At 66.2% G+C, this 25679-nt stretch carries 23 protein-coding genes and 1 pseudogene; 13 read left to right on the plus strand and 11 right to left on the minus strand.

Annotated features, from left to right (window positions below):
• Positions 1-131 precede the first annotated feature (131 nt).
• Complete coding sequence (locus GKC28_RS08950) at positions 132-797, plus strand: thiamine diphosphokinase (protein ID WP_174146561.1); 666 nt, start codon at positions 132-134, stop codon at positions 795-797.
• A 27-nt stretch (positions 798-824) separates the two neighbouring features.
• On the opposite strand, the gene GKC28_RS08955 is transcribed toward GKC28_RS08950, so the two are convergent.
• From GKC28_RS08955 to GKC28_RS08970, 4 genes are all read right to left on the minus strand, one after another.
• Positions 825-1739: a DMT family transporter gene (locus GKC28_RS08955; protein WP_174146562.1), complete on the minus strand. Its 915-nt coding sequence runs from the start codon at positions 1737-1739 to the stop codon at positions 825-827.
• 197 nt (positions 1740-1936) lie between these two features.
• On the minus strand, positions 1937-3310 hold the full coding sequence (locus GKC28_RS08960; RefSeq protein ID WP_174146563.1) for an L-serine ammonia-lyase: 1374 nt from the start codon (positions 3308-3310) through the stop codon (positions 1937-1939).
• A complete protein-coding gene (locus tag GKC28_RS08965; RefSeq protein WP_174146564.1) occupies positions 3310-4017 on the minus strand; it encodes a glutathione S-transferase family protein in 708 nt (235 codons plus the stop codon). Before GKC28_RS08965 ends, GKC28_RS08960 begins: the two co-directional genes overlap by 1 nt.
• Before the next feature lie 132 nt (positions 4018-4149).
• Positions 4150-4929 (minus strand): methyltransferase domain-containing protein, encoded by a 780-nt coding sequence (locus GKC28_RS08970; RefSeq protein WP_254604190.1) that lies wholly within the window; start codon positions 4927-4929, stop codon positions 4150-4152.
• Positions 4930-5067: 138 nt separating this feature from the next.
• On the opposite strand from GKC28_RS08970, the gene rpiA reads away from it, so the two are divergent.
• From rpiA to GKC28_RS08995, 5 genes are all read left to right on the plus strand, one after another.
• Positions 5068-5856 carry a ribose-5-phosphate isomerase RpiA gene (gene rpiA, locus GKC28_RS08975; RefSeq protein ID WP_174146565.1) on the plus strand — a complete coding sequence of 263 codons (789 nt, stop codon included), beginning with the start codon at positions 5068-5070 and terminating at the stop codon, positions 5854-5856.
• 260 nt (positions 5857-6116) lie between these two features.
• The gene (gene gor, locus GKC28_RS08980; RefSeq protein WP_174146566.1) at positions 6117-7472 is read left to right on the plus strand and encodes a glutathione-disulfide reductase; all 1356 of its coding nucleotides are present in this window, start codon (positions 6117-6119) and stop codon (positions 7470-7472) included.
• Between the two features lie 81 nt (positions 7473-7553).
• A complete protein-coding gene (hflK, locus tag GKC28_RS08985) occupies positions 7554-8693 on the plus strand; it encodes an FtsH protease activity modulator HflK (protein WP_174146567.1) in 1140 nt (379 codons plus the stop codon).
• A complete protein-coding gene (gene hflC, locus GKC28_RS08990) occupies positions 8693-9574 on the plus strand; it encodes a protease modulator HflC (protein WP_174146568.1) in 882 nt (293 codons plus the stop codon). The genes hflK and hflC overlap by 1 nt, the downstream gene beginning before the upstream one ends.
• Positions 9574-9768 carry a DUF2065 domain-containing protein gene (locus GKC28_RS08995; protein ID WP_174146569.1) on the plus strand — a complete coding sequence of 65 codons (195 nt, stop codon included), beginning with the start codon at positions 9574-9576 and terminating at the stop codon, positions 9766-9768. Before hflC ends, GKC28_RS08995 begins: the two co-directional genes overlap by 1 nt.
• 85 nt (positions 9769-9853) lie before the next feature.
• Here the strand turns inward: GKC28_RS08995 and GKC28_RS09000 are convergent, their stop codons facing one another.
• Positions 9854-12013: a methyl-accepting chemotaxis protein gene (locus tag GKC28_RS09000; RefSeq protein WP_174146570.1), complete on the minus strand. Its 2160-nt coding sequence runs from the start codon at positions 12011-12013 to the stop codon at positions 9854-9856.
• 348 nt (positions 12014-12361) lie between these two features.
• On the opposite strand from GKC28_RS09000, the gene GKC28_RS09005 reads away from it, so the two are divergent.
• Complete coding sequence (locus GKC28_RS09005) at positions 12362-13798, plus strand: Do family serine endopeptidase (protein WP_217434028.1); 1437 nt, start codon at positions 12362-12364, stop codon at positions 13796-13798.
• A 347-nt stretch (positions 13799-14145) separates the two neighbouring features.
• Here GKC28_RS09005 and GKC28_RS09010 read toward each other — a convergent pair whose 3' ends face one another.
• The 3 genes from GKC28_RS09010 to GKC28_RS09020 all read right to left on the minus strand — a co-directional run bounded on the left by GKC28_RS09010 (position 14146) and on the right by GKC28_RS09020 (position 15916).
• A complete protein-coding gene (locus GKC28_RS09010; RefSeq protein ID WP_174146572.1) occupies positions 14146-14814 on the minus strand; it encodes a Crp/Fnr family transcriptional regulator in 669 nt (222 codons plus the stop codon).
• A gap of 88 nt (positions 14815-14902) precedes the next feature.
• Entirely contained in the window at positions 14903-15442 is a 540-nt protein-coding gene (locus GKC28_RS09015; protein ID WP_174146573.1) for a peptidoglycan-binding domain-containing protein, read from the minus strand.
• Positions 15443-15502: 60 nt separating this feature from the next.
• On the minus strand, positions 15503-15916 hold the full coding sequence (locus GKC28_RS09020) for an OB-fold nucleic acid binding domain-containing protein (protein ID WP_174146574.1): 414 nt from the start codon (positions 15914-15916) through the stop codon (positions 15503-15505).
• Positions 15917-16117: 201 nt separating this feature from the next.
• On the opposite strand from GKC28_RS09020, the gene GKC28_RS09025 reads away from it, so the two are divergent.
• From GKC28_RS09025 to GKC28_RS09035, 3 genes are all read left to right on the plus strand, one after another.
• Positions 16118-16441 (plus strand): 2Fe-2S iron-sulfur cluster-binding protein, encoded by a 324-nt coding sequence (locus GKC28_RS09025; RefSeq protein ID WP_039167587.1) that lies wholly within the window; start codon positions 16118-16120, stop codon positions 16439-16441.
• Positions 16441-17247, plus strand: a complete 807-nt coding sequence (locus GKC28_RS09030; RefSeq protein WP_174146575.1) for a VCBS repeat-containing protein — start codon at positions 16441-16443, stop codon at positions 17245-17247. The genes GKC28_RS09025 and GKC28_RS09030 overlap by 1 nt, the downstream gene beginning before the upstream one ends.
• A 247-nt stretch (positions 17248-17494) precedes the next feature.
• Positions 17495-19219: a DUF1217 domain-containing protein gene (locus tag GKC28_RS09035; RefSeq protein WP_174146576.1), complete on the plus strand. Its 1725-nt coding sequence runs from the start codon at positions 17495-17497 to the stop codon at positions 19217-19219.
• A gap of 296 nt (positions 19220-19515) precedes the next feature.
• On the opposite strand, the gene GKC28_RS09040 is transcribed toward GKC28_RS09035, so the two are convergent.
• Together GKC28_RS09040 and purD are read right to left on the minus strand one after the other, a co-directional pair.
• Entirely contained in the window at positions 19516-20001 is a 486-nt protein-coding gene (locus tag GKC28_RS09040; RefSeq protein ID WP_174146577.1) for an N-acetyltransferase, read from the minus strand.
• A 253-nt stretch (positions 20002-20254) separates the two neighbouring features.
• Entirely contained in the window at positions 20255-21520 is a 1266-nt protein-coding gene (purD, locus tag GKC28_RS09045) for a phosphoribosylamine--glycine ligase (protein ID WP_174146578.1), read from the minus strand.
• A 135-nt stretch (positions 21521-21655) separates the two neighbouring features.
• Here purD and xseA point away from each other — a divergent pair, with 135 nt between their 5' ends.
• A complete protein-coding gene (gene xseA / locus GKC28_RS09050; protein ID WP_174146579.1) occupies positions 21656-23152 on the plus strand; it encodes an exodeoxyribonuclease VII large subunit in 1497 nt (498 codons plus the stop codon).
• A gap of 19 nt (positions 23153-23171) precedes the next feature.
• Here the strand turns inward: xseA and GKC28_RS09055 are convergent, their stop codons facing one another.
• Positions 23172-23567: a hypothetical protein gene (locus GKC28_RS09055; protein WP_174146580.1), complete on the minus strand. Its 396-nt coding sequence runs from the start codon at positions 23565-23567 to the stop codon at positions 23172-23174.
• Positions 23568-23713: 146 nt separating this feature from the next.
• On the opposite strand from GKC28_RS09055, the pseudogene GKC28_RS26355 reads away from it, so the two are divergent.
• Together GKC28_RS26355 and ftsY are read left to right on the plus strand one after the other, a co-directional pair.
• Positions 23714-24307, plus strand: a pseudogene (locus GKC28_RS26355) (lysoplasmalogenase family protein); the annotation flags it as partial.
• A gap of 111 nt (positions 24308-24418) precedes the next feature.
• On the plus strand, positions 24419-25609 hold the full coding sequence (ftsY, locus tag GKC28_RS26360; RefSeq protein ID WP_174146621.1) for a signal recognition particle-docking protein FtsY: 1191 nt from the start codon (positions 24419-24421) through the stop codon (positions 25607-25609).
• Positions 25610-25679 lie beyond the last annotated feature (70 nt).

Here is a 25679-nt window from a genome sequence, read left to right on the forward strand (position 1 = left end):
CGTCTTCGTCACATACGTTGTCGTTCACCATAAAGGCTGGAAGGACCAATTTTGCTCGAATCCGTGCAATTGATCGTATCATTTTGTGTTCACAATGTGTCTTGTTTCCAAAATAGGCGGGAATGCAGCGCATGAATACCAAGATTGTAAACGTATCGGAACCAATCACCCTGGTGGGCGGCGGCGAAGTGGTGCCGGGCGCGCTGGCGGAGGCCTTGGCGCTGGCGCCGGTGCTGGTGGCGGCGGATGGCGGCGCTGCGGCGGCGCTTGCGGCGGGGCATGTGCCGCGGGCGGTGATCGGCGATTTCGACTCGCTGAGCGATGCGGTGCGGGCGCAGCTGCCGCCGGAGAGCCTGCACCCGGTGGCGGAGCAGGACAGCACCGATTTCGACAAGGCGCTGAGGCTGATAGCGGCGCCGGCGGTGCTGGCGGTGGGGTTCCTGGGCGCGCGGGTGGATCACCAATTGGCGGCGTTCAGCACGCTGGTGCAGGGACATGAGACGCCCTGTGTGCTGGTGGGCGAAACGGAGGTGGCTTTCCATCTGACCCGTGCCGTGGACCTGCCTGCCCGCGCGGGAGAGGTTGTTTCGCTGTTTCCGATGCAGGAGGTGACGGGGCGGTCCGAGGGGCTGGAATGGCCCATCGACGGCCTGCGGATGTCGCCGATGGGGCGGATCGGCACCTCGAACCGGGCAACAGGACCAGTGCGGCTGGTGCCGGAGGGGCCGGGTCTGCTGGCCATCGTGCCGCGGCGGCTGCTGGCGGATGTGCTGAGCGGGATCAGGGGCGACCGCTAGGCCGCAGGCTGGTTTCCGGGCCGGATGTCAGGCGGGGTTGATGCGCTCTTGGGTCTCCGTGGCCTTGCGCTCGCGCATCACTGCGTAAAGGCCGGCGCTGATGGTCAGCAGGATGCCGAAGGCGGCGAGGGTGTTGGGAAGTTCGGAGAAAATCAGCCAGCCGAAGAACACTGCCACCGGGATTTCCAGGTATTGCATCGAGGCGAGGGTGGAGGTGGGGGCAAACCGCAGGCTCCAGGTCATCATCAGATGCGCCACGGTGCCGAGCGCGCCGGCGGCGGCCAGCAGGGTCCAGGTGTCCTGCGGCGGCGGGGCGGTGGAGAGGGCGGGCAGGCCGATGGCGTCGCCGATCAGGAACACCGGCGCCAGCAGCACGGTGCCCATTGCGCCGGCCACGGCCTGAACCGCGATCGGGTCGGTTTCCTTGGCGATCTTGCGGGTGATCAGCATGAACAGGGCAAAGATCACCGCCACCAGCAGCGGCCAGAGCGCGTTCCAGCCGACCGCGGCAAAGCTGGGCTGAATGACCAGCAAGGTGCCGGCAAAGCCGACCACGCAGGCGCCGAGGCGGCGCAGGCCGACCTCTTCGTTCAGGACGTATCTGCCCAGGAGGAGCATGATGAAAGGCATCACGAAGGCAATCGCAACGGCATCGGCCAAGGGCAGGTAGCGGAAGGCGGTGAACATGGCGCCGATGCCGCCCATCTGCAGCAGGGTGCGCAGGAACAGGAGCGGCGCCACCCGGCGCGACAGGCTGAGCGGCAGCCGCAGGGCCAGGGCCAAAGGCAGCAGGATCGCGGCCTGGGCGGCAAAGCGGATGAAGACAATCTGGGCAACCGGCACCCGGTTGGTCAGCAGTTTTGCAATGGCGTCCCCGAGAGGGATCACCATGCAGAAGCCCAGCATCAGGGCGATGCCGAGGAGGGGCCGGTCCTGTGTCATGGCGGCAGGCTAGGCCTGCGCAGTGTGCAGTGCAAGCTGGAGTTGCGGGGAAAGGAGAGGTGTTGCGTCCCTTTGGGACATGTCGCGCTGCGGCAGGGCCCGCGCCTGACCTTCCCCACCGGTCAGGCGCATACGCGCCTAACCAAGGTCAGCCACGGGCCTTATGTCACGCCAATTTGGCAGGAAAGCTTGGGGGCTCAGCAGTTCGGCACATTCACGGCGAGGCCGCCGAGCGAGGTTTCCTTGTACTTGTCGTGCATGTCGGCGCCGGTCTGGCGCATGGTTTCGATGCAGGCGTCCAGCGGCACGAAGTGCTGGCCGTCGCCGCGCAGCGCGAGGGATGCGGCGGAGACCGCCTTGATCGCCGCGAGGCCGTTGCGCTCGATGCAGGGCACCTGCACCAGGCCCTTCACGGGATCGCAGGTCATGCCCAGGTGATGCTCCAGCGCGATCTCGGCGGCGTTTTCCACCTGCTCCGGGGTGCCGCCCATGACGGCGCAGAGGCCGGCGGCGGACATCGCGGCGGCCGAGCCGACCTCAGCCTGGCAGCCGGCCTCGGCGCCGGAGATCGAGGCGTTATACTTGACCAGGCCGGCAATCGCGGCAGCGGTCAGCAGGAAGTCCTCGACGTGGCTTTCCGAGGCGCCCGGCACATGGTCGAGGTAATAGCGGATCACCGCGGGCAGGGTGCCTGCGGCGCCGTTGGTCGGCGCGGTCACCACCTGGCCGCCGGCCGCGTTTTCCTCGTTCACCGCCATCGCGTAGACGCTCATCCAGTCGTTGATGGTGTGCGGCGCGGTCAGGTTCTTGCCGCGCTCAGCCATCAGCGCGTCATAGATGCCCTTGGCGCGGCGGCGCACCTTGAGGCCGCCGGGCAGGATGCCGTCGCGCTCCAGCCCGCGGTTGATGCAGTCGTTCATCACCTGCCAAATGCGGGCGGTGCCCTTGGCGAGGCTTTCGGAGCAGCCGCGGGAGATCTCGTTGGCGCGTTTCATTTCGGCGATCGACTTGCCGCTGGCCTTGGCCATCTCCAGCATCTCAGCCGCGGATTTGAACGGGTAAGGGACCGGGTCGCCTTCGTCGGTGGCCTTGCCTGCGGCCAGTTCCTCCTCGGTCACGACAAAGCCGCCGCCGATCGAGTAGAACACCTGTTTCAGGATCACGTCGCCCTGGGCGTCGGTGGCCATCAGGATCATGCCGTTGGCGTGGCCCGGCAGCGCGTGATCATAGTCGAAGATCATGTCCGCCTTGGGGTCGAAGTGCAGCGCGCCCAGCCCCTCGGGGTGCATGGTGTGGGTTTTGTCCAGCTCCGCCAGGAAGGCCTTGGCCTTCTCGTCATCATAGTCATGGGCGACAAAGCCGCCGAGGCCGAGGATGGTGGCGCGGTCGGTGGCGTGGCCGACGCCGGTGAAGGCGAGCGAGCCGTGCAGCGAGGCGCGCAGGCCGTGGAATTCGAAGGGCGAGGCACGCATCATGTCGAGGAAGCGCGCGGCGGCGACCATCGGCCCCATGGTGTGGGAGGACGACGGGCCGATGCCCACTTTGAACATGTCGAAAACGGAGAGGAACATTAGGTGGCTGATCCTTCTGGGGGATTGGCGTAGGCCGGGGATGTGAACGGGGTGGCGCCGAGGCCCTCGGCTTCGCGGGCCACGGCAACGGCGGGGCGGTGTTCCAGCGCAGCACAGAGGCGCTGCAGGCTGGGGTAATGGGCGATGACAAACCAGGACTTGTCGGCTTGCGCCGGGTAGAGCGCCATCCAGCGCATCTGGCAGGCGAGGTAATAATCCAGAACCGAGGGCTGCGGCGCGCCGAGCCAGGCGGGGCGCTGGGCGGCGGTCTGGTCGAGGCTGGTCAGATGGATATGCAGGCGCTGGCGCAGGACCTTTTGCAGCTGCTGCTGATCGGCTTTCTCCGCGCCGATGTACTTCTCCGGATAGAACAGCATCCGCAGGTCGGCGTGCAGCGTGTTGGAGGCAAAGAACAGCCACTTCAGGAACGCGGCGCGGTCCGCGCTGCCGGGCTGCGGCGCCATCGCGGCGTGGCGTTCGGAGAGCCACAGCAGGATGGCGGCGGTTTCAAACAGCGGCCCGTCCGGGGTTTCCAGCACCGGGATCAGCCCACCCGGGTTCAGTGCCCGGTAGGCGGGGCTGTTCTGCGCCTCTGCCCGGCGGTCGACCAGAACCGTCTCATACGGCAGGCCAAGCTCCTCCAGCACCAGCCGGATGACCAGTGAGGCGTTGTCAGGGGCGTAGTGCAGGCGGTACTCGGGTTTCATGACGCAATATTATGACGCAGACCTGGGGAATATGTGTCCGTTTCCGGCGTTTCCAATAGGAAACCCGCCTTTGTGATGCATGTTTGGCAATCGGGATTGCGAGCGGCGGAAAGAAGCCGGCCGCTCAGTGCTTTACAGCCGCCTGGCGGTGCAGACGAAATGGGTGAGCGAGAAGAAAAACCGCCCTTCCGCCGCCAGTTCCTCCTGTTCCTGCGCCCAGGCGGCGGCGTCGTCTGTGTCGGTGGCGCCGCTTTCAACCGCATAGGCGCGGATCAGGCGGATCATCATGGCGGCCAGCCCGTCCGGGCGCAGGCTGGTGTCGCAGATGGTCAGGGGCTGCAGGGCCTCCACCGCGAACCCGCAGGCGCGCAGTTCCTCCGGCAGACGGGCAGGGATGGCGCGTTCGGCCGTATGGGCGTCCCAGATGTCCAGCAACCGCTGCATCCGGGCCGCGTTGTCGCTGTTCCAGGCCAGGGTGTCCCAGTGGATGTCGCCGATCACAAGACGGCCGTCCGGCTGCAGCACGCGGTGCAGGGCGCGCAGCGCCGGGCGGCGGCTGGTAATGTATTCGAACACCTGCACCGAGACCGCCTTGTTGAAGCTTTCCGGCTCGAACGGCAGGCTGGCGGCGTCGCTTTCAGTAAGGGTGGTGTTTGCGCGCCCTTCCAGCCGCTGGCGGGCGGCGGCCAGCATGTCCGGGCTGGCGTCCAGCCCGGCCACATGGCCCGCGGGGCCGACCGCGCGGGCGAGTTCCAGCGTCAGCAGCCCGTTGCCGCAGCCAAGATCCAGGATGCGCTCGCCCGGCTGCGGTGCCAGCGCGTCGAAATTGGCCCGCCGCCGCCGGCAGATGTCGGCGCCCTGATAGGCGTCCTCCAGCACGCGGGTGGTTTCCTCGTCGAATTGCAGCATCATGTCCCTCCGTCCGGGTTAGAGGTCTAGGGCGAATTGCCTGGATTTCCAGCCGGGCGGCGGGCGCGGGCAAAAGCCCTCTCGCGCGGGGGCGGCCGACCGCCTATAACGGCGGGGAAAGCATCTGCATGGAGACCTGTGATGACCAGCGAGCTGTCCCCCATCGACAAGGCGAAATTCGTGGCCGCCAAGCGCGCGGCGGAGATGGTCGAGGACGGCATGCGGGTGGGGCTGGGCACCGGGTCGACCGCGGCCTGGCTGGTGCGCTGCCTGGGCGATCTGGTGCAGAACGAGGGCCTGCGGATCACCGCGGTGCCGACCTCCAGCCGCACCGCGGCGCTGGCGCGGGATGTGGGCATCAAGGTGGTCCCGCTGGATGAGGCCAAATGGCTGGACGTGACCATCGACGGCGCCGATGAGGTCGACCCGGACCTGAACCTGATCAAGGGCGGCGGCGGCGCGCATCTGCAGGAGAAGATCGTCGCCACGGCCTCGGACCAGATGGTGGTGATCGCGGATGCCAGCAAGATGGTGGACACGCTGGGCGCCTTCCCGCTGCCGGTGGAGGTGCTGCCGTTCGGCTGGCAGAGCAGCCAGGCGCTGATCGAGGAGACGCTGGTGTCGATGGATGTCATGGGGCGGATGACGACCCTGCGGATGAACGGCGACGCGCCGTTCATGAGCGACGAGGGGAATTACATCCTCGACCTGCATCTGAAACGGATCGGCAATCCGCGCCAGTTGGCGCTGGTGCTGAACCAGATTCCCGGGGTGATCGAGAACGGGCTGTTCATTGACATCTGCGACACGGTGGTGATCGGCTATGGCGACGGGCGCGTCGAGGTGCGTGACATCAACGAGGGCACCGTCGAGAAGGACAAGCTGGAGTTTGCCGAGAGCGACAACCTGTTCACCGATCTGGCTGATTGAGACCCGCCATTCCGCAAATGTTGGGCTCGGCCGGGAGGCCGGGCAGCGCCCGTCCCGCCCCACCGGGACGGGCGCTTCGCTTCCAGCACGGCGGGGCGGGCGCCGCCCTGAATGTTCCGATACAGGAAATCCGCCTCACAACCCTGTGCAAATTCAATGCAAAAGGTTGAATGCGGCGCTGGAACGCCCACTTGGGCATATGGCGTTTGGTGGCCCGTTATGGGATACACCTGATCAAGAAATGCAAAGGGCAGAACTTCATGAGCTTTGATTACGATCTGTTTGTCATCGGCGGCGGCTCCGGCGGGGTGCGGGCAGCGCGCGTGGCGGCGCAGGAAGGCGCCAAGGTGGCGCTGGCCGAAGAGGACCGGTACGGCGGCACCTGCGTGATCCGCGGCTGCGTGCCGAAGAAGCTGATGGTGTTCGCATCGGAGTATTCGGGCATGGTCGAGGACGCGCAGGCTTATGGCTGGGACATCAAGGCGGGCGGCTTTGACTGGGATGCCTTCAAGGGCAAGCTGCATGGCGAGCTGGACCGGCTGGAAGGCATCTACCGCAACATCCTGAAGAACAACGGCGTCGAGAGCTTCGACAGCCGTGCCAAACTGGCCGATGCCCATACGGTGGAGCTGGCCGACGGCACCCGCAAGACCGCCAAGCATATCCTGATCGCCACCGGCGGCTGGCCGACGGTGCCGGAATTCCCGGGTTCGGAACTGGCGATCACCTCGAACGAGATGTTCCACCTGGACAAGCTGCCGGAAAGCCTGCTGATTGTCGGCGGCGGCTATATCGCCAGCGAGTTCGCGGGCATCATGAACGGCTTGGGCGTCAACACCACCCAGTTCTACCGCGGGGCGCAGATCCTGCGCGGTTTCGACGACGAGGCGCGCGGGCTGATTTCCGAGGAGATGTGCCAGGCGGGCATTGACGTGCATCTGGGCACCAATGTGCTGGAGATGCGCAAGGAAGGCGACAAGATCCGGGTCAAGTCCACCAACGGCCAGGAGCGGCTGTTCGACAAGGTGATGTATGCCACCGGGCGCCACCCCAACGCTGACAACCTTGGTCTTGAGGAGCTCGGCGTGGAGCGCGGCCGCAATGGCGAGATCATCGTGGATGAGTTCAGCCAGACCTCAGTGCCGTCGGTCTATGCGATCGGCGATGTGACCAACCGGGTGGCGCTGACGCCGGTGGCGATCCGCGAGGCGATGGCCTTTGTCGAGACCGTGTTCAAAGGGAATCCCACCAGCCCCGACCATGAGCTGATCCCGACCGCGATTTTCACCCAGCCGGAGATGGGCACCATCGGGTTGAGCGAGGAAGAGGCGCGCGAGCAGGAGCCGATCGAGGTCTATGCGACCTCGTTCAAACCGATGCAGCAGGCCTTTGCAGGCCGGGCGCAGCGGGTGCTGATGAAGCTGATCGTTTCGAAGCAGACCCGCAAGGTGCTGGGCTGCCATATCGTCGCACCCGGCGCGGGCGAGATGATCCAGCTGGCCGGGATTGCCGTAAAAATGGGTGCAACCAAAGAAGATTTCGACCGTACGGTTGCGGTGCACCCGACAATGTCGGAAGAGTTGGTGACACTGAAGACTCCGGTGCGCTCGGCCTGAACGGGCAAACCGGCAACAACAGACCTCACATGCGGCCCTTCCTGAAGAAGGGATGGGCGGCAGCAAACGGATAGGAGACAAATGGCGGGCAATAGCGGTGGCCCATGGGGGGGCGGTGGCTCCTCCGGCGGCGGAGGAGGCAACCGGGGCAACAACGGCGGAGGCGGCGGCGGCCGCAAGCCGGAGGATCCCCAGATCCCGGAAATCGATGAGCTGGTGAAGAAAGGCCAGGAACAGCTGCGCGTGCTGATGGGCGGGCGCGGCGGCTCCGGCGGGCGCGGCGGCGGCGCCGGCGGCGGTGCGCCGCTGTTCACCAAGGGCACCCTGGGGCTGGCGGTCATCGCCGGCGTGGTGCTGTGGGGCTTTGCCAGCGTCTATACCGTCAAGCCGGAAGAGCAGTCGGTGGAGCTGTTCCTGGGCGAATATTCTGCGACCGGCCAGCCGGGCCTGAACTTTGCGCCCTGGCCGCTGGTCACCAAGGAGGTGATTCCGGTGCGGGTGGAGCAGACCGAGAACATCGGCTCCGGCGCCCGCGGCTCTGACGCCGGGCTGATGCTGACCGGGGACGAGAACATCATCGACGTGGATTTCCAGGTGGTGTGGAACATCTCCGATCCGGCGCGGTTCCTGTTCAACCTGCGCGATCCGCGCTCGACCATCAATGCGGTGTCGGAATCGGCGATGCGCGAGATCATCGCCCAGTCCGAGCTGGCACCGATCCTGAACCGCGACCGCGGCGCCATCACCGCCCGTTTGGAAGAGCTGATCCAGGACACGCTGGACAGCTATGACAGCGGCGTGAACATCGTGCGGGTGAACTTTGACGGCGCCGACCCGCCGGAGCCGGTGAAGGATGCCTTCCGCGAAGTGCAGTCCGCTGGCCAGGAACGCGACCGGCTGGAAAAGCAGGCTGACGCCTATGCCAACCGCAAGCTGGCTGGCGCCCGCGGCCAGGCGGCGCAGACGCTGGAAGAGGCCGAGGCCTACCGTGCCCAGGTGGTGAACGAGGCCCAGGGTGAGGCCAGCCGCTTCACCGCGGTTCTGGAAGAATACCAGAAAGCGCCGGAAGTGACCCGCAAGCGCCTGTACCTGGAAACCATGGAAGAGGTCCTGGGCCGGGTCGACAAGATCATCCTGGATGACACTGCAGGCGGCGAAGGCCAGGGCGTCGTGCCCTATCTGCCGCTCAATGAGCTGCGCAAGCCGCAGGAGGGCAACTGATGCGGAAATCTACTCTTCTTCTGCCCGTCCTGGTGGTTCTGGGCATTGCGGCGCTGTCGTCGATCTTCATCGTGGACGAGCGTGAAAAGGCGCTGGTGCTGCGCTTTGGCCGGGTGGTCGATGTCAAGGAGACCCCTGGGCTGGCGTTCAAGCTGCCGGTTATCGACAATGTGGTGCGCTATGACGACCGCATCCTGAGCCTGGAAGTCGGCCCGCTGGAGGTCACGCCGCTGGATGACCGCCGCCTGATCGTGGATGCGTTCTCGCGCTACCGGATTGCCGATGTGGAAACCTTCCGCCAGGCGGTCGGCGGCGGCGGCATCGGCGGTGCCGAGCTGCGGCTGGACAAGATCATGCGGGCGCAGACCCGCGAGGTGCTGGGCTCCGTGAGCTCCAACGACATCCTGTCCTCGGACCGATTTGCGCTGATGCTGCGAATCCGCAACGGCGCGATCGCCCAGGCCCGCCAGCTGGGGCTGGAGGTGATCGACGTGCGGCTGAAGCGCACCGACCTGCCGCAGGCCAACCTGGAAGCCACCTTTGCCCGGATGCGCGCCGAGCGCGAGCGGGAAGCGGCGGACGAGATCGCCCGCGGTGAAGAGGCGGCGCAGCGCGTCCGCGCCCAGGCGGACCGGACCGAGGTCGAGCTGGTGTCGGAAGCCGAGCGCGAAGCCGAGGTGATCCGCGGTGAAGCGGACGCCGAGCGCAACGCGATCTTTGCCTCTGCCTATGGCCGCGATGCGGAGTTCTTCGAGTTCTACCGTTCGCTGAACGCCTATGCGAATTCGCTGCTGGCCGGGAATTCCTCGCTGGTGCTGTCGCCGGACAACGAGTTCTTCAACTACCTGAAGTCCTCGGGCGGCAAGGCGGCAACCCAGTAATGGGGTTCATCTTCCTGGCCCTCGGGCTGGTGCTGATTGCAGAGGGGCTGGTGTACGCACTGGCCCCTTCGCTTGTGGAGCGGCTGCTGGAAATGCTGCGCACCCTGAGTGAGGAGCAGCGCCGCAATGCGGGGCTGGCGGCACTGGTGCTGGGGCTGATCCTGGTTTGGCTGGCGTTCCGGCTGGGGTTCTGACGGCCCGGTCGCGGCGGCCCTTGGGAAACAGAAAAGCGCGGGCTGAAGCCAGCCCGCGCTGTTTTTTTTGAGTGCCGGCAGATGGTCAGGCTGCGGAAGGCAGAGCGGTTTCGCCAGCCACCAGCGCTTGCCAGCTGTCGGCGGGCTCAACCGTGAAGCCGCCGACGGCCTGAACCAGGCTGCCTGCTTCGCGGCGCAGCAGCTGGCTTGCGGCGGCGGTTTCCTCCAGCATGGCGGCGTTCTGCTGCGCATTCCGGTCCAAGGCGGTGATGGCGGCGTTCACTTCGGTGAGGCTGCCGGCCTGGCCGGTGGCGGCATCGGAGATTTCCCGCACCTTGCCGACGATCTGATCGACAACGTTCTGGATAACCGCCAGTGCCTCCCCGGTCTGTTCCACAAGGCCGACGCCGGTGTCGACTTCGCGGCCGCTGTTCTTGATCAGCTCATTGATTTCCCCGGCCGCGCCGGCGGACCGTTGGGCAAGATTGCGGACCTCGGAAGCGACGACGGCAAAACCGCGCCCGGCTTCGCCTGCGCGGGCGGCCTCGACACCTGCGTTCAAGGCCAGCAGATTGGTCTGGAAGGCGATGTCGTCGATCAGGTCGGTGATCCTGGCAATGGCCTGCGACGAGTCCGCAACCCGGCGGATCGCCCGGATCGACTCGCTGGCCAGTTCATGGGCCGACAGCGCCTGCTGCTGTGCGTCGCTCACGTAGCTGTTGGCCTGCCGGGCGTTTTCCGCCGTGCTTTGAACCGCCTCGTTCAGGGTCTGAAGGGAGCCGGCGGTTTCCTCCAGCGAAGCGGCGGAGTGCTCGCCGCGGCGGGAGGCGTCCTCTGCGGCGCCGGCGATTTCATCGGAGGTGCTGAGCAGCGTGCGGCTGCTGCTGGTCAGCTGGCCAACCATTGCGCGGAGGTTCGCATTGAGCGTGTCGATCGTCCCGGAAATCTCCTTGAACACCCCCTGGTGGCCGCTTGGCATGCGGTGGGTGAGGTCGCCCTGTGACAAGGCGCGCAGCGCCTGCATCACATCGCCGACACCGCGTTCCGCGGCCTCGCCGATCTGGTTCACGCCGCGGGCCAGGCCGGCAAAGCCGCTGTCGCTGCCGCCGGTGCTGATCCGCCTGGAAAAATCGCCGGCGCCGCAGGCCGAAATCACCTCGGAGACCTCGCCCATCAGCTGGTCCTTCTGTCTGAGGTCATTGCGGAACACTTCCAGAGCGCTGGAGATGGACGCGACTTCGGTAATGCGGGAGGCGGGCAGCTCCTTGGAGTAATCGCCGGCCATCAGGCCTTGCAGAACGCTGCTGGCCCGGGCCAGGGGCCGGGAAATGCCGAAAGCGAGCTTCAGGCTGATCACGACGAACAGGGCGAGGCCGCCGAGGCCGGCCGCAAGGGCAGTTTTCTGGGCGGACTGCTCCACCAGGGCTGCCTGGACGCGAACGTCTGCCAGCAGCACGCGGGACTGGTCGCGCAGGGACATCAGGACGGGTTCCGCCTCGGCGAACCTCGCGGAAAGCTCCTTGCGCAGCTGCTTTTCGGACAGCGATTCACCGACGAAAGCCTGAAAGGCGCCCTGGTAAGTGGCCAGGAGGGCTTCGATTTCGGAACGCTGCGTCTGGTCGGCGTAGTAACTGCTGGGAAATTCAAGGAATTCCGAAACGCGGGCGTTCAGGCGGTCGAGATACTTGTCTGCGCCGCGCAGCAGGAAATCCTTTTCATGGCGCCGCATCATCAGCATTTGGACCTGCATCTCCGGGCGGTTGATGTCCTTGAGCCTGGTTTCGACTTCGTGGACTGCACTGCGCAGGCTGCCCTGGAGGCCGGATTTCTCATCCAGCCCCAGCCGGCGGTGACTGTCCGCAAGCTGCAGGAACCCGGCGCCATAGGCGTCAATCGAGGTTTTGAGGGCGGCAAATTCCTTTTCATGGCCGGCGAAGCCCTGGATTGCGGCGCCCTGAGTGCGGGCGGACTCCAGAGTGGAGATCAGGTTTGCCATCACTTCGGCATGGCGTTCGGCGCTTATTTCATTGCGGCGCAGCAGAAAGTCCTTTTCCGCCCGCCGGGCTGACAGGAATTCAATCTCCAGATCGTCAAGCGTTGCGGCCAGGGATTCGATCCGGTCCATTTCGGACAGTGTGCTGCCTCGGACAGCATCGGTGTAACGGGCAATGCCGATCTGGGCGAACATGACTGCGGCAGCCAGGACGACGATGGAGAGGATTGCAGTCTTGATAGAGGTCTTCATCAATTTGAAGGCTCCGGTATTGTGAGGGAGTGGAAGTCCATCCGTAGGGCGGTATTCCTAAAAAACGGTGGAAACCCGGTGGTGCCCGGTTCAAAGACCGGCGCAGTGCAGCGGGTGCCCGCTCCGGCACAGGTCGCGGGCCTGCGGGTCTTCACGCTGGCTTGAAAGCTTGCATCATTGGTTGCGTGCCGGGCGGAAGTTCCTACATTGGGACCATAAGACTATGGCCGGTGCTGACGGCGTTTGCGCCACCCAGAGGCCGGAGACCAAGAATTGAAAATGACAAGGAGTAGATCCGTGCAGCCACAGGCAATTGCAATTTCCGGCCGGGCAGGCGGCAGCGGCGCGATGATCCGGCTGGCCTGGCTTGCGGTGCTGACCGCGGCGGTCCTGCTGATGCAGGCGGTATCCGCAATGGCCCGGCCCGAAAGCCTGGCACCGCTGGCCGAGCGGGTGAGCCCGGCGGTCGTCAACATTACTACCAGCACCCTCGTGGAGGGCCGCACCGGGCCGCAGGGCATCGTGCCGGAAGGCTCGCCGTTCGAGGAATTCTTCCGTGAATTCCAGGACCGCAACGGCAATGGCAACCGGCCGCGCCGCTCGTCTGCCTTGGGCTCCGGCTTTGTAATTTCCGAGGACGGCTATATCGTTACCAACAACCATGTGATCGACGGCGCCGACGAGATCGAGATCGAGTTCTTTCCGGGCGAAGGCCAGCCCAAGGAGCTGCTGCCCGCAAAGGTGATCGGCACCGATCCCAACACCGATATCGCGCTGCTGAAGGTGGAAGCGCCGGCGGCGCTGAAATACGTCAAGTTCGGCGACAGCGACACCGCCCGGGTCGGCGACTGGGTGGTGGCGATGGGCAACCCGCTGGGGCAGGGGTTCTCCGTGTCGGCAGGCATCGTTTCGGCCCGCAACCGCGAGCTGTCGGGCTCCTATGACGACTACATCCAGACCGATGCGGCGATCAACCGGGGCAACTCCGGCGGGCCGCTGTTCAACATGGACGGTGATGTGGTGGGTGTGAACACCGCGATCCTGTCGCCCAACGGCGGCTCCATCGGCATCGGTTTCTCCATGGCGTCCAACGTGGTGGTCAAGGTGGTCGCGCAGCTGAAGGAGTTCGGCGAGACCCGCCGCGGCTGGCTGGGTGTGAAGATCCAGGACGTGGATTCGGATCTGGCTGAGGCGATGGGCCTGGAAAAAGCCCGCGGCGCGCTGGTGACCGACGTGCCTGAAGGCCCTGCCAAGGAGGGCGGCGTGCTGGCCGGCGACGTGATCGTCAGCTTTGACGGCGTCGATGTGCAGGACACCCGCGGCCTGGTGCGCCAGGTCGGCAATGCCGAGGTCGGCAAGACCGTGCGCGTGGTGGTCTACCGCGAGGGCAAGACGGAAACCCTGCGGGTGACCCTGGGCCGCCGTGAGGATGCCGAGCGCGGCCCGTCCAGCGAAAGCGGCAGCGGCGGGGCGCCGGGCAGCACCGAGAAGGAGCTGCTGGGCCTGTCGGTCGGCGTGCTGACCGACCAGATGCGCGCCGAGCTGAATGTGGCCGGAGATGTTGAAGGCCTGGCGGTTCTGTCGGTGGATGAGACCTCCGAGGCCTGGGAGAAGGGCCTGCGCGCCGGTGACGTGATCACCGAGGCGGGCCAGCAGAAGGTGGCCACGATCAGCGACCTGGAGGCGCGCGTCAGCGAGGCCAAGGAGGCCGGGCGCAAGTCGCTTCTGCTGCTGGTGCGCCGCGGCGGCGAGCCGCGCTTTGTGGCGCTGAACCTTTCGGAGTGACCCGGGGCAGATGGTCCTGAAATCATGGGGAAGGCCGGGCAAATGCCCGGCCTTTTGCTTTGCAGCCCGGCCCGAGATTTATTGAGAGGCCTTGGCAGAAGCCTTTGAAAATTTTTGCCCAGGGCTGCTGCCGGGCGGCGGTTCTGGGGAAAGGGGCTGAAAAAGGGGAAGAGCCATGTGCTGGCGGGCACATGGCTCTTGCTGGACAGGCAGCCATCGGGGTGGAACGGTCAATGGCCGTCTATGAGCCGCTTATGGCGTGCGGCGGCGGCCGGTTCTGTGACCGGGATTACAGAGTGCGGAATTTGTCGCGGAAACCTGCAGCTTTTCCGGCAGCGGCAGCAGGGTCAGATTGAATCCGGTTCCGCCAGCACCGCCAGTTCGCTGCGGTCGAGGATCTGCACGCCGCCGCGGCTGATGCCGACCAGGCCGCTGCGTTTCCAGGCGGCGAGCGTTTTGGACACCGCCTCGCGGGTGGCGCCGACGAATTCCGCCAGTTCCGCCTGCGACAGCGCCACGCGGCCGTCGCTGGTCTCGGGTGCGAGATACAAGAGCTTGCGGGCCAGCCGCACCGGCATCGGCAGGAACACCTGCTCATTGAGCTGGGTGTTCATCCAGCGCATCCGCTGGCCGGCCAGCCGCAACAGGTCCGCGGCGAGGTCGGGGTGCTCGCGGATCTGCGCCAGCACGTCGCCGCTGCGCAACCGCAAGACGCGGCTGGGCTCGGCGGCGATGGCGGTGGCGGTGCGCTCGCCGGGGTCAAACAGGGTGATCTCGCCGAACACGGCACCCGGGCGCATCATGTCGAGCGACAGCTTGCGGCCCGAGGCGGAGAGCACCGAGAACTCCAGCGCGCCTTCGGCAATCGCATAAAGCGCATCGCCTGCATCGCCCTGCTCGAACAGCACCTCGCCCTGGCGCAGGCGGACCTCGGTGGCCTGGCTCTCCAGCATCCGGCGCAGCGGGCCGGAGGCACCGGAGAGAAAGCCGGTGTCCGGCAGGCGGGTGGTAAGCATGGTGTGCGTCTCATTCGTGTCTGTTGCCCGGTGCGCGGACCTTAGCAGAGGGTTCGCCGGCTGGGAACAGGGAGCTGAACCGGATGGTTCAGCCGGCCACGGCAATCAGGCCCAGCCTGCGGGCGGAGGCCAGCGTCAGGGTGCCGCTGTCCAGCCCCAGCGGCGCCTGGTAGCGCTGCACCGCCGCGCGGGTGGCGGCGTCCATCTGGCCGTGCACCGGGCCGCGGTAGAGCCCGCGCGCCGCCAGCGCCCGCTGCACCGTGCGGATGAACTCCGGGGTCATCATTTCGGGGCAGGGGATCTCGATCCACTGCTCCCGCCGCGGCTGCACGATCTGCTGGCTGGTCTCGGTGCGGAAGGTTGCGGGGCGGATCACCCGGCCGCTGGCGTCCAGCTGCGCTGGCTGTGCCAGCACCTGGCTGGTGACGGTTTCAATCACGGCGGGGGAGGTGTGCTTGCTCCAGCAGGTGCCGGGCGGCGCACCCGGAGGCGCATAGCGGCCTTCGCGGGAGACTTCGCTGCCGGGGCCGCCCTGTTGCGGCTGGACGCAGGCGGGCAGCGCCGCGAGCATGGCCAGCAGCAGGGCCGGCGCCAGGCGGCGGCTGGGGTGGGGTCTCGGTGGCGTCATGCCCGGGTTGCCTCATGCCGGTGCCGCAGTCCATGCCGGCGCCGTTGCTTCGGCAGCAGCCTAGCCGAGTTCGGAGGGCGGCGCAAAGGCCGGATCGTCCTGGCGGTGCTGATCCGCCAGCAGGAGGTCGAGCATCGGCGAGATGTCCTCGACCGTTTCGGCGATCACATGGGTGACCGAATGCGCCCGCTGCAGCCGCCCGGTGACCCGCAGCATCCGCCCGGAGATCACCGCGCGGCGGAACGCCTCGTAGATCTTGCGCCAGACGATCACGTTGACCACGCCGGTCTCATCCTCGAGGGTGACGAAGATCACCCCCTTGGCGGTGCCGGGGCGCTGGCGCAGGATCACCAGCCCGGCGACGGTGATGCGGGCGTTTTCCGGCGGCTCCTGCAGCCGGGCGGCGGGCAGGCAATGGGGCGGGCGCGGCCAGGAGGGCAGGCTGGTTTGCTGGCCGCTTCGCGGATGGGGCACAGGAGATGCGGAGGGGCGCGGGGCGGAGGCTGGCATGAGGAAAACGGCCCTGGGGTTGAGAATATTTGAGCGTGAACAAATATAGAACATGTGGTGTTAAAGTCCAGCAGCGGCAGGGCGGCGTCGCAATTGGGGGTGGCACCGGCGCGGGCGCTTGGCTACACAGTCGCGCAAGTACCGGAAAAGGGAAGAGAGCTGACAATGGCAAAGATCACTTACATCGAGCACAACGGCACCGAACATGTTGTGGATGTGGCCAACGGGCTGACCGTGATGGAAGGCGCGCGCGACAACAACATTCCGGGCATCGAGGCCGATTGCGGCGGCGCCTGCGCCTGCTCGACCTGCCACGTCTACATCGCGCCGGACTGGGTCGAGAAGCTGCCCGCCAAGGACGACATGGAAGAGGACATGCTGGACTTCGCCTATGAGCCCGACCCGGCCCGCTCGCGCCTGACCTGCCAGATCAAGGTGAGCGATGCGCTGGACGGCCTGGTGGTGCATATGCCCGAGAAGCAAATCTGATGGCTGCCGGGCCGGCGGCGCGGCGTCTGCGGATGCGCGCCCGGCCCGGTTCCGCCCGCCGCGTCTGGCGGGCGTTGTGTTTGGGGCTGGCCCTGGCCGGCCCCTCTGCGCTGGCGGCTGAAGACAGGATTGTCTCGGCCCGTTACGGCGAACCCACCTCGCGCTATGGCCATGCGGTGCTGGGCGATGATTTGGAATACGGCGCGCTGGAGCTGACGGTTGAAAACAGCGGTGCTGACGGGCTGTCCGCCAAGGCCGTCTATCAGACATCCGAGATTCTGATCCGGCTGCCGCGGGATCATGTGTTTGAGGACATCGCGCCGCGGCTGGCGGATGTGGATGGCGACGGCAATCCCGAAGTGCTGGTGGTCGAGACCGATGTGGCAGCGGGCGCCCAGCTGGCCATTTATGACGCGCGCGGTGAAAAGATCGCCGAGACCCCGCATATCGGCATAAGCCACCGCTGGCTGGCGCCCATCGGCGCCGCGGATCTGGATGGTGACGGATATGCGGAGATTGCCTATGTCGACCGGCCGCATCTGGCAAAGACCCTGCGCATCTGGCGTTTCCGGGACGGCGCGCTGCACGAGGTTGCCAGCAAGCCCGGGCTGACCAATCACCGCATCGGCGAGGACTTCATCACCTCCGGCATCCGCGACTGCGGTGAGGGGCCGGAGCTGGTGCTGGTCAGCGGCGGCTGGCAGCGGATCATGGCGGCGCGGCTGCGGGAGGGTGAAATATCCGCCCGGGACATTGGAGTCTTCGACCCCGGAGCAGGTCTGACAGAGGCGCTGGCCTGCCGCTGACCACAGCGGGTGCAACGGGTCCGCGCCGCGCCTTGCGCGGCGCCCGGCCCAACTGCCCGGCTCATCCCCCGGATGGGCTGAAACAGGCGGGAGCGCGCGCCCCGGCCTTGCATAAGATCCTTGCCTGCGGCCTTGGGCGGTTCTGCATTCGCGTTTCCGAATTCTTCACTCCCTTCGCGTAGCCTGCGGCAAATGGGGAAATGCCCGGCGGCGCCGGCTGGGGCATGTTTTCACAGGAGACACGCGCGTGAGTTTTACACCCTATGTGTTCGGCACCGGTATCGCCGGCTGGACCTTCCTGCAGCGGACCCAGGCCCAGCAGCAGGAAGTCTATGAAAAATCACCCGTTCTGGACCGCCGGGTGCAGGATTTCAAAGAGCGCATCACCAGCATCCAAAGCTCGGACCAGTTGCTGGACGATTACAACCTTCTGCAGGTGACACTGGGCGCCTTTGGCCTGGATGAAGACATCAACAACCGCGCCTTCATCCAGAAGGTACTGGATTCCGACCTGAGTGATTCCAAGTCCTTTGTGAACCGCCTCAATGACAGCCGCTATCTGGCGCTGGCAAAGACCTTCGGCTTCAACAGCCCGGACGGTCCGCAGCTGCCGAGTGCCAAAGGCGGCAGCGAATTTGCGGGCATTTCCACCGCGGATGACCTGCTGTCCAACTCAACCCTGCTGAAAAAAGCGCTGGACAACGTCGGGCTCAAGGGGATGGAAAACAACCAGTTCTTTCTTCAGAAGGTGCTGGAATCAGACCTCAGCGATCCGGAGTCCTTTGCCAACAAGCTGACCGATACCAGGTTCGCCGATTTTGCCAAACAATTCGAATTCGGCAAACCGCCGGAGTATGACAGCAGCATCCAGGCGCTGGTGTCGGAATTCAACCAGCACACCGACGGGCTGGCGAGCGCCGATGACCTGCTGGAGGATGAAGACCTGCTGCAGGCGGTGATCGAGACCTTCGACCTGGAACGCACCAGCAAGGACTTCCTGCGCCGGGTGCTGAATTCGGACACCACCGATCCGGATTCTTTCGTGAACCAGCTGGAGGACACGCGCTATCTGAATGTCTCCCGCGCATTCGGTTTCGGCTATCCGGACATCAACGCGATGACCGACCCGGATGAGCTGCTGCAGAACCCGGAGCTGCTGGCGGATGCGCTGGACCTGTTCAACGTCAGCGACCGGGGCGAGACCTACTTGCGCCAGGTGCTGGAGTCCGACCTGAACGACCCGAACTCCTTTGTGAACCAGCCGGAAAACATTGCCTATTACGATTTTGCAGAGGCGTTCCAGAACACCTGGCCGGATCATGTCAGCAAGATGCAGGTGTTTTCCAATGAGATCACCGACAAGCTGGACAGCCTGTCCTCTGCGACGGAGCTGGTGTTCGACCTGAGCCTGTTCGAGGCCTCGCTGGACATTTTCGGGCTGAGCCACCGGGACAGCGATTTCAATGTCATGATCAAGACGCTGGATTCGGATCTGTCCTCGGAAATCTCCTATGCCAATCTGCACCATGACAAGAACATGAAAGCAATGGCTTATGCCTTCTCCTTCAACAAGGGGGAGATCGCGCAGGACTACCCGGACGGCTTTGCCGAGGAAATTGCCGATCTTTATACAACACGCCAGTTCGAGATCGAGATCGGCAATTCAGATCCCAACATGCGGCTGGCGCTGGCGCTGGAGCGTGAGTTGCAGGCGGTGGCGGATGAAGGCGGCAGCGAGAACGCCCATTGGTACAACATCATGGGCTCACCGCCGCTGCGCACCGTGTTCGAGACCGCCTTGGCGCTGCCGTCCAATTTCGGGCAGCTGGATATCGAGCGCCAGCTGGTGGAGATGAAGGACCGGGCCTTTTCCGCCTTTGGCACCACCCATCCGGCGGATTTCCTGGAGCCGGACATGCTCGACCAGTTCCGCAGGCGGTTTCTGCTGATGACGGATCTGGGCGGTTTCTGACGCGCGGGGGCCAGATCCATTGATCCCGCCCCCGCCGGGGCAGGCCGATTGATCTGAAGCCAGCCTGTGTGCCGCAGCCAGTCTGTGTGTTCGGCGTTGGCCGCCCGCTGCAGCGCTCAGCTGCGGGCGGCCAATGCTTGCCGGTATCCTGAAAATTACCGGTGCCCTGAAAGAACCTTCCCTTGGCGTTCAGCAAGCGGCCTTGGGGTGGGCATGTTCTGCCATCGTTTGCGCCCGGGTTGGAGCGGCTCAAAGGCGGCTGTGCTGCTTGCCATGCGGAAGGGCCGGACCGGGGCTCAGGCTTGGGCCGGGCCGCCGGGAACAGCCTTCTCCATGGTCACCGAAGTCGGCCTGTCGAACCCCGGATGCGCGGTCTCGCCGGTCTTGCGGAACCCCATCCTGGCAAAGGCGGCGCGGTTGCCCGTCAGCTCGATCCGGGTCTGCAGCCGCAGCACCGGCAGGCCAAGCGCCCTGGCGCGGGACGCGGCAAGATCCACCAATGCGCGGGCCAGCCCGGTGCCGCGCTGAGCCTCCTCCACCGCGAGTTTTCCCAGATACAGGCAATCGGGCCTGGGCGTCAGGAAGACGCAGGCCAAGGGCGGTGTGCCGGCCGCCCAGATCTCGCCGCTGCGGCATTGGTCCTGAAGGGAGGCCAGCGTCAGAAGGTGCATGGAGGAGGGCGGATCGATGCGACCCTCCATACAGGCGAAGCTGCGCCGGATCAGGTCGAGCACATCAACGAGGCTGGGGTCATCGGGTGCAAGTCGGCGGGGGGCGGTCATTGGGTAACCCCGTCAGCAGGCGGAGAGGGCAATCGCGGCCGGCGGATGGCAGTTTTGCGCGTCATGGGGTGTCCTTCCTGTCCGGCAGGATATTCCGCCGCTGCGGTGCGGGCAAATCCGGAGGAGGGGAAGATGCCTGCGCCTGCGGGGCGCAGGCCGCCGGGCGCGGCAGCGCCCGGCCACGCCCAACTGCGAGTGGCAATCTGTGATTGGCCGGGAGCAGGCGGGAGCCGTCCCGGCAACAAGCCCGGGGTTACTTCAGCGCCCGCCAGCCGATGTCGCGGCGGAAGAAGCCCTGCGGCCAGTCGATTCCGTCCACCATCGCATAGGCGCGGTCGCGGGCCTCCTGCAGGGTTTCGCCGCGGGCGGTGACGTTCAGCACCCGGCCGCCAACCGCCAGCACCTTGCCGTCCTGTTCCTGGGTGCCCGCATGGAACACCATGTTGCTGCTGTCCTCGGGCAGCGCGTCCAGCCCCTTGATTCCGGAGCCTTTTTCATACGAGCCAGGATAGCCTTCAGCCGCCATCACCACGGTGATCGCGTGATCGTCCGCCCAGTTCACCTGCGCTTCGCCCAGGCGGCCCTCAGCCGCCGCGTGCATCAGGTCCAGCGCCTGGGCACCGAGGCGCATCATCAGCACCTGGCATTCCGGATCACCAAAGCGGACGTTGTATTCCACCAAGCGGGGCTGGCCGTCCTTGATCATCAGGCCCGCATAGAGCACCCCCTGATACGGCATGCCGCGTTCCGCCATCACTTTCATGGTGGGCTTGACGATTTCTTCCATCGCCTTCGCCTCGACCTCCGCCGACAGCACCGGGGCCGGGGAATAGGCGCCCATGCCGCCGGTGTTGAGCCCGGTGTCGCCTTCGCCGACCCGCTTGTGGTCCTGGGCGGAACCGATCGCCAGCACGTCTTCGCCGTCAACCAGCACGAACAGGGAGGCCTCTTCGCCTTCCATGAATTCCTCGATCACCACTTCGGCGCCGGCGCCGCCGAAGGCGCCGCCGAACATGTCGTCGATGGCGGCGAGGGCTTCCTCTTCGGTCATGGCGATGATCACGCCCTTGCCGGCCGCCAGACCGTCGGCCTTGACCACCGTCGGCGCGCCGTGCTTGCGCACATGCGCCTTGGCGGCCTCGGCATCGGTGAAATGGCCGTAGCCTGCGGTGGGGGCACCCGCCGCGTCGCAGATTTCCTTGGTGAAGCTCTTGGAGGCCTCCAGCCGGGCCGCGGCCTCGGAGGGGCCGAACACCAGAAGACCTGCCTCGCGCAGCCGGTCGGCAACGCCCGCGGCCAGCGGCGCCTCGGGGCCGACGATCACGAAGTCGATGGCATTCTCCTCGGCGAACGCCGCCACTGTGCCGCCGTCCTCGATGTCGAAGGATGCGCAATCGGCGATCTGGGCAATGCCGGCATTGCCCGGCGCCACGATCAGCTTGTCGCATTTGGGGTTCTGCATCACTGCCCAGGCCAGTGCATGTTCACGCCCGCCGCTGCCGAGGATAAGGATGTTCATTGGCGCATTCTCCGATCTGCCTGAGCCCTGTGACCCCGCGGCGCCTGCCGGGGGCTTGCCTTGCTTGCCGCGCGTTCTATGCTGCGCGCGACTTCAAAACAAGACCGGCCAAAGGCCGCAGGAGAGCAGCCCCCGATGTCCGACCTGTTTGACGACCCGCAGCCCGGGCAGAACGCCCCGGAATTCACCGTTTCCGAGATTTCCGGCGAGGTGAAACGCACGCTGGAGGGCAGTTTCGGGCGCATCCGGGTGCGGGGCGAAGTCGGGCGGGTGTTCAAGGCGCGCTCCGGCCATCTCTACTACGACATCAAGGACGACCGTTCGGTGCTGGCCTGCACCACTTGGAAGGGGCAGATCAGCGGGTTATCGGTGGTGCCGGAGGAAGGGCTGGAGGTGGTTGTCACCGGCCGCCTGACCGCGTTCGGCGCCCAGTCCAAGTACAACATGAACGTGGATGAGGTGGCGGTTGCCGGCCAGGGGGCGCTGATGGCGCTGCTGGAGAAGCGCAAGAAGCAGCTGGAGGCCGAGGGGCTGTTTGCGCCGGAGCGCAAGAAGCCGCTGCCGTACCTGCCGCAGATCATCGGGGTGGTGACCTCGCCGTCGGGCGCGGTGATCCGCGATATCCTGCACCGCTTGCGCGACCGTTTCCCGCGCAAGGTGCTGGTCTGGCCGGTGGCGGTGCAGGGGCAGAACTGCGCGCCCGAGGTCGCCCGCGCCATCCAGGGCTTCAACCGGCTGACGCCGGGCGGCGCGCTGCCGCGGCCCGATCTGATCATCGTCGCCCGCGGCGGCGGCTCGATCGAGGATCTGTGGGGCTTCAACGAGGAGATCGTGGCGCGTGCCGCGGCGGCCTCGCAGATCCCGCTGATCTCAGCCGTCGGGCATGAGACGGATACCACGCTGATCGACTTTGTTTCCGACCGCCGGGCACCGACCCCGACCGCGGCGGCTGAGCTGGCGGTGCCGGTGCGGCTGGAGCTGATGGCCTGGTCCGAGAACCAGGGCGCGCGGCTGACGCGGGCGGCCGGGCAGGCGGTGCAATTGCGGCGCCAGCGGCTGAACGATCTGGCGCGCGCACTGCCCAAGCCCGACACATTGCTGGAGACCCCGCGCCAGCGGCTGGACCGGATTTCCGACCGGCTGCCCGGTGCGCTGATCAGCGGCGTGCAGCGGCGGCGGGTGCATCTGAGCGAAACCGCGGCCAGCTTGCGCCCGGCCACCCTGCGCCAGTTGGTTGAGGGGCGGCGCGACCGGCTGCAGAACCTGTCCTCACGCCTCAGCCTGCGGCCGATCCAGCGGGAGATGGCGGCGCAGAAGGATGCGCTGGGGCGGCTGGCCCAGCGGCTGGATGCAGCGCAGGCCGCGCGCATCGACCGCCAGCGCCAGGCCCTGACCGCCGCCGGGCGGCAGCTGGAGATTCTCAGCTACAAGGCGACCCTGGAGCGCGGCTATGCGGTGGTGCGTTCGGGCGATGAGATCCTGACCACCAGGGCCGCCGCCGCCAAGGCAGGCGCCCTGCAGATCGAATTTGCAGACGGCACGCTGGATCTGGAGGGCGGGGCGGCACAGGCGCCGAAAAAGGAAGCGCCGAAACCTCCAGCAGAGGGCGGCGGCCAGGGCTCGCTGTTCTAGCGGGTCATCTGCTGCGGCCTCAGGCGCCGACCTCGGGGCCGTAGCACAGCATCTCCTCGCCGATATCCTCGGCCTCGTAAAGCTCTGTCGAGGCCGGGTCGTCCTCGAACCGGGCGGTCAGGCCGCGGGACGTCAGCTCGAAGGTCCAGCACTGCGGATCATCGCGGTTTTCATAGACAAAACAGATCTGGCCACCCTCTTCGTACCAGTTGCCCTCCTGGCATTTGCCGTCCAGGAAGGACCAGATCACCCGGCGGTCCGGCAAATAGCGTTCGACCCCGTACATGGCGCCGCCGAAGCCGTAGAACAGCGTGCGGCCCTGGGTGTAGCGGTCGAACTCGCTTGCGCTCAGCGGCTCGCCTGCCGCCAGCGGGGCGGGCAGGGCAGTCAGCAGGAGAATCATCAATGTGCGCATGAGGCCATTGTGCCTCAGGAGTGGTTCCACCTCCAAGCGTTGCGTGTTTCCGGGCAGGCTCCCGCAGGGTCATCTTTGACCGGACGCGTCCGCAGGCGGCAGACTGCCGGAAAACGAAGGGGTGGCAGGCGATGACGGCGGAACTGATGCTTTGGGCGGGGGCCGGGGGCTGTGCATTGATTTACCTTTTCCTTGCGGCGCAGCCGCCCGGACTGCTGCGCAGTGTGCTGAAGACAGCATCAGTCGCTTTGCTGGCGGTGGCGGCGCTGCTGGCGGACGCGCCCTTGCTGCTGGCCCTGGCGCTGGCCCTGTGCGCGCTGGGCGATCTGTTCCTGTCGCGAGACGGCGAGGCGGCGTTCATGGCGGGCGTCGGTGCCTTTGCCGCCGGGCATCTGGCCTATGCGGTGCTGTTCCTGACGCGGGAGGCGAGCGACGCGGCGCGGCTGCTGCAGATGCCCGGCGCGGCCTTCGCGGCAGGTCTGCTGGTGCTGGGGCTGATGATGGCGAAAATCCTGGCGCCGCGCGCCGGGGCGCTGAAGGGGGCTGTGCTGGGGTACATCCCGATCATCCTTGGCATGGGGGCGGCGGCGCTGACGCTGCCGTTTGGTTCGTGGGTCTTTGCCGCTGCCTGCGCCTTCATGCTGTCGGATATGGTGCTGGCGGCGGAAACCTTTGTGCTGCCGGAGGATCATGCGCTGCGCCGGATCACGCCATATACGGTCTGGCCGCTCTATTGGGGGGGCGCAAGCGGGCTTTGTGGCGGCATTTTCCTGATTTCTGCGGCGCGTTGCGCTTTGCACTCCGCCGAAATCCGCATTAGGTGGGGTGCAGACCCTTTTGCGGAGACCAAGATGGCGTTTTTCTCAAAGCTCAAGGAGCGGCTGTTCAAATCCTCCTCCAAGCTCGAGCAGGGGCTCGATGCGATTGTCGAGGAGGGCGCGGAGAGCGGTGCGGCGGAGGCTGCGGAGACTCAAGCTGAGGCCCATGTCGAGGCGCTGGCGGAGTCCCCGGCGGTAACGCCTGAGCAGCCTGCACCTGCGCCGGTGCCGCAGCCCGAACCTGTTGCTGAGCCGGAGCCTTCGCCAGAGCCCGCTCCTGCGCCGCAGCCGGTGGCCGCGCCCAACCCTGTCCCTGCGCCGGAACCTGAGAAAAAGTCGCCGGGCCTGCTGGGCCGTCTGATGGGGCGCTCTGCTGCGGCGGAACCGCGCCGGGCGCTGGATGACGACATGCTGGAGCAGCTGGAAGAGCTGCTGATCGCCGCTGATATGGGGGTGGACACCGCGTTGCGTGTGACCGCCAACCTGGCCGAAGGGCGGATGGGCAAGAAGGTCTCCAGCCGCGAGATCAAGGAGCTGCTGGCGCAGGAAGTCGCGCGCATCATGGAGCCGGTGGCGAAGCCGTTGCCGATCTATGCCAAGCGCCCGCAGGTGGTGCTGGTGGTGGGCGTGAACGGCTCCGGCAAGACCACCACCATCGGCAAGCTGGCCAGCCAGTTCAAGGGCGCAGGGAAAAAGGTGGTGATTGCCGCGGGTGACACCTTCCGCGCCGCTGCGGTGGAGCAGCTGCAGGTCTGGGGCGACCGGGCCGGGGTGCCGGTGCTGACTGCGCCCGAAGGTTCCGACCCGGCGTCATTGGCGTTTGATGCGATGACCAAGGCGCAGGAAGACGGTGCTGACCTTCTGATGATCGACACCGCAGGCCGTCTGCAGAACCGCGCCGACCTGATGGAGGAGCTGGCCAAGATCGTCCGGGTGATCCGCAAAAAGGATGAGACCGCGCCGCACAACACACTGCTGGTGCTGGACGCCACCACCGGCCAGAACGCGCTGAGCCAGGTCGGCACTTTCCAGCAGTTGGCGGATGTATCGGGCCTGGTGATGACCAAGCTGGACGGCACCGCCAAGGGCGGCGTGCTGGTGGCGCTGGCGGACAAGTTCGGCCTGCCGATCCACGCCATCGGCGTGGGCGAGCAGATCGACGACCTGGCGCCCTTCGATCCGGAAGAATTCGCCGCTGCGCTGACCGGTTTGGAGAAATCCTGACCCCCGCTTCCTCTTGCTGAAAATATCCCGTGGGTCCGGGGGCAGAGCCCCCGGCGCTCTCCTCCCGCGC

This window comes from Leisingera sp. ANG59 (genome assembly GCF_013317235.1).
Taxonomy (GTDB): Bacteria; Pseudomonadota; Alphaproteobacteria; order Rhodobacterales; family Rhodobacteraceae; genus Leisingera.

Coding starts and splice junctions, on each gene's coding strand:
- GKC28_RS08950 (WP_174146561.1), top strand. CDS start 132: ATGAATACCAAGATTGTAAACGTATCGGAACCAATCACCCTGGTGGGC.
- GKC28_RS08955 (WP_174146562.1), bottom strand. CDS start 1,739: ATGACACAGGACCGGCCCCTCCTCGGCATCGCCCTGATGCTGGGCTTC.
- GKC28_RS08960 (WP_174146563.1), bottom strand. CDS start 3,310: ATGTTCCTCTCCGTTTTCGACATGTTCAAAGTGGGCATCGGCCCGTCG.
- GKC28_RS08965 (WP_174146564.1), bottom strand. CDS start 4,017: ATGAAACCCGAGTACCGCCTGCACTACGCCCCTGACAACGCCTCACTG.
- GKC28_RS08970 (WP_254604190.1), bottom strand. CDS start 4,929: ATGATGCTGCAATTCGACGAGGAAACCACCCGCGTGCTGGAGGACGCC.
- rpiA (WP_174146565.1), top strand. CDS start 5,068: ATGACCAGCGAGCTGTCCCCCATCGACAAGGCGAAATTCGTGGCCGCC.
- gor (WP_174146566.1), top strand. CDS start 6,117: ATGAGCTTTGATTACGATCTGTTTGTCATCGGCGGCGGCTCCGGCGGG.
- hflK (WP_174146567.1), top strand. CDS start 7,554: ATGGCGGGCAATAGCGGTGGCCCATGGGGGGGCGGTGGCTCCTCCGGC.
- hflC (WP_174146568.1), top strand. CDS start 8,693: ATGCGGAAATCTACTCTTCTTCTGCCCGTCCTGGTGGTTCTGGGCATT.
- GKC28_RS08995 (WP_174146569.1), top strand. CDS start 9,574: ATGGGGTTCATCTTCCTGGCCCTCGGGCTGGTGCTGATTGCAGAGGGG.
- GKC28_RS09000 (WP_174146570.1), bottom strand. CDS start 12,013: ATGAAGACCTCTATCAAGACTGCAATCCTCTCCATCGTCGTCCTGGCT.
- GKC28_RS09005 (WP_217434028.1), top strand. CDS start 12,362: ATGATCCGGCTGGCCTGGCTTGCGGTGCTGACCGCGGCGGTCCTGCTG.
- GKC28_RS09010 (WP_174146572.1), bottom strand. CDS start 14,814: ATGCTTACCACCCGCCTGCCGGACACCGGCTTTCTCTCCGGTGCCTCC.
- GKC28_RS09015 (WP_174146573.1), bottom strand. CDS start 15,442: ATGACGCCACCGAGACCCCACCCCAGCCGCCGCCTGGCGCCGGCCCTG.
- GKC28_RS09025 (WP_039167587.1), top strand. CDS start 16,118: ATGGCAAAGATCACTTACATCGAGCACAACGGCACCGAACATGTTGTG.
- GKC28_RS09030 (WP_174146575.1), top strand. CDS start 16,441: ATGGCTGCCGGGCCGGCGGCGCGGCGTCTGCGGATGCGCGCCCGGCCC.
- GKC28_RS09040 (WP_174146577.1), bottom strand. CDS start 20,001: ATGACCGCCCCCCGCCGACTTGCACCCGATGACCCCAGCCTCGTTGAT.
- purD (WP_174146578.1), bottom strand. CDS start 21,520: ATGAACATCCTTATCCTCGGCAGCGGCGGGCGTGAACATGCACTGGCC.
- xseA (WP_174146579.1), top strand. CDS start 21,656: ATGTCCGACCTGTTTGACGACCCGCAGCCCGGGCAGAACGCCCCGGAA.
- GKC28_RS09055 (WP_174146580.1), bottom strand. CDS start 23,567: ATGCGCACATTGATGATTCTCCTGCTGACTGCCCTGCCCGCCCCGCTG.
- ftsY (WP_174146621.1), top strand. CDS start 24,419: ATGGCGTTTTTCTCAAAGCTCAAGGAGCGGCTGTTCAAATCCTCCTCC.